The following is a 2,528-nucleotide window of genomic DNA, read 5'->3' as shown; positions in this document are numbered from 1 at the left end:
CAAGTGAGCAGGTCTTGCTCACCGGGGCGAGTGGCTTTCTTGGCGCTTATCTCTTGGCTGGGCAACTTGAGCGTTGGCCGGAACTGCGGTTGCGATGTCTTGTGCGCGCTGCCTCCAGGCAACAGGGATTGGAGACGTTGGAGCTGAACCTTCGTCGTTATGGGCTCTGGAACCCGGCCTGGTCGGAGCGGTTGGAGGTGGTGCTGGGAGACCTTGCCCAGCCGAAGCTGGGACTGGACCCTGATCAATTTGCGGCTCTAGGCCAGGGGTTGGGTGGAATCCTTCATAACGGTGCCCAGCTCAGTCAGATGGCCAGTTACGCCCAACTGGCAGCGGCCAATGTGGGAGGAACTCGAGAGCTTCTCCATTTGGCCACCGCAGGTTCACCGCTGCGTTTTGAGTTGATTTCCAGCGTGGCTGTGTTTGAGGCGGATGCTTATCGCGACCAGGTGATCGCTGAGCACGATCCGCTGCAGGACTGGAAGGGAATTCAACTTGGTTATTCCCAGACCAAATGGGTGTCGGACCGGATGGTACGGCGGGCAGGGGAGGCCGGACTTCCCGTCACGATCTATCGACCTCCGCTGATTGCCGGTCCTTCCAATGGCAGCTCTTGGCACCAAGGTGATCTGCTGCAGCGCTTGCTGCAGGGTTGTTTGGCCCTAGGGGCCTCGCCTGATCTGGCCTGGGAGCTTGATGTGGTGCCTGTGGATTACGTGGCTGATGCCATCACTGCATTGGCTTGGAGCAAGTCTGCAAAGGGCCGCTGTTTCCACTTGCAGCACCCTGAGCCGATGATGCTTAATGCCTTGCTGGGTCAAATCACTGATGCCCAGAGCGGCTGGCGGATTGTGCCGATGCAGGACTGGATCACGGAGATCGAACAGAGCTCGGCCAATCCGCTTCAGCCCCTGCTTCCTTTCCTGCGGCAACGCTGGGGAGAGGATGGCCTGACCTACCCAGAGAGCAACTGCAGGGGCCAGCGGGCTCGACCCAGTTGTGCTTCCACCACCGAGTTGCTGGCTGAACAGGGGGTGCGCTGCCCTGATTGGCCTCAATTAATTGGTCCCTGGGCATCGGTGCTGCTTCAGCAGAGCGCTGGGGTTTGAGCTTGCCTGCAACCGCGCTTCTGTTTGGACTCCTGCTTCTGCAGATTCTGCTCGTCAAACTGTTTTCCCGTCGCCTCAGCGACTTGCGGCGAGGGACTCACCAGCTGCCAGCGGAGCCCGAGGAGGGATGGTTGCCTTTGGAGGTGGTGCTTTGCCTGAGGGGGGCGGATGCCTGCCTGCCGCGTTTGTTGGACGTGCTTGCTCGCCAGACCTACCCAGCCCCTTGGCGGCTCCAGGTGGTGGTGGACAGTGATGCTGATCCAGCCTGGCCCCTGCTCCAGCCCTGGTTGGCTCGCACTGACACCGCTTGGAACGAGCTGCAATGCCGAACGCTTCAGCAGCGCCCGAGCCAGGGCTCGCTGAAATGTGCAGCACTACGCCAGGCCTTTCCTGATCTTCATTCCGATAGCGCCCTGGTGGTGCTTCTCGATGCTGATATCCGCTTCGCTGAGGATGGCTTGGAGCGCTGTGCCTGGGCGTGCTTACAGCCGGGCGTCGGCGCGATTTCGGGCAACCGCTGGTTTGCGCCGCCATCACCAGGATTGTCGGGATTGAATCTGAGCAGCTGGACGCGAGCGGTATGGAACGCCGGTGCTGTGGTTTTGATGACCCTGTGGAAGATCCCTTGGGGTGGATGCCTTTGTGTGCGCCGCTCCGTTGTGGACGCGGGCGATTGGCTGGAGCTGCTCAGCCGGGGCCTGTGCGAAGACACCGGCCTGTTGGGTCCGCTGCGACGTTTGGGTTTGGACTACCGGTTCGCACCGGATCTGGTCATGGTGGATCCGGATCCTGCTCAAGCGTTGCTCCCGCTGAGCCGCTGGATCACCCGTCAGCTCCTCACCGCTCGCCTGCATCATCCGGCCTGGGGCTTGGTGGCACTCCACGGGATTAGCAGTGCAGCACTGCTCTTGCTTGCGCTGCTTGAGGGAGATTGGACCACGGCGCTGGTCTACGAGCTGGGTTGCGTGGGCTTGCTGTGCTGGATTGAACAATTGCTGCAGCCGGAAGGCAGCCCCCATTGGTTGGGCTGGAGTGTGGGCCTGTTGCCAGGGCAGCTGGTGGATGGGGCGTCCACAGTGGCAGCCTTGCTGGCTCGCCGGATCTCTTGGCGTGGGGTTGACTATGCCGTGCGGACGAGGCCTGCGCGGGTGTGGATCCAGCGCGATCGACTCCAATAAAGGTGCCATTGCCAACCGGATCGTCGATGTCTGCCAACGGGGCCAAGGGGGCACCGCCTAACAGCGTGCTGTTTCGCTTCCTCTGGTGTGGTCAGTTGATCTCCAATCTTGGGACGCAGACCAGCCTCTACGGCATTGGGCTTTGGCTGTTTGCTCAGTCGGGCAGGTTGCTCGACTTCGGTTTGGTGGCGTTGGTGGTGCAGCTCGCCCGAATCCTGGCTCTGCCTCTGCTGGCTTCTCG

3 protein-coding genes are annotated in these 2,528 nt (G+C 61.5%); all 3 read left to right on the top strand.

Annotated features, from left to right (window positions below):
* The coding region (locus tag NCN04_RS10545; RefSeq protein ID WP_250396070.1) for an SDR family oxidoreductase at nucleotides 1-1,109 on the top strand (1,109 nt) is incomplete at its 5' end.
* Nucleotides 1,049-2,287 carry a glycosyltransferase family 2 protein gene (locus NCN04_RS10540; protein ID WP_250396069.1) on the top strand — a complete coding sequence of 413 codons (1,239 nt, stop codon included), beginning with the start codon at nucleotides 1,049-1,051 and terminating at the stop codon, nucleotides 2,285-2,287. The genes NCN04_RS10545 and NCN04_RS10540, both read left to right, overlap by 61 nt.
* 26 nt (nucleotides 2,288-2,313) lie before the next feature.
* Nucleotides 2,314-2,528 (top strand): hypothetical protein (locus tag NCN04_RS10535; RefSeq protein WP_250396068.1); only part of this gene is annotated, 215 nt, incomplete at its 3' end.

It is taken from the genome of Synechococcus sp. MU1655 (assembly GCF_023630655.1).
GTDB lineage: Bacteria > Cyanobacteriota > Cyanobacteriia > PCC-6307 > Cyanobiaceae > Synechococcus_C.
The sequence above is the reverse complement of the archived record's forward strand: the minus strand, read 5'-3'. Positions and strand labels throughout refer to the sequence as shown.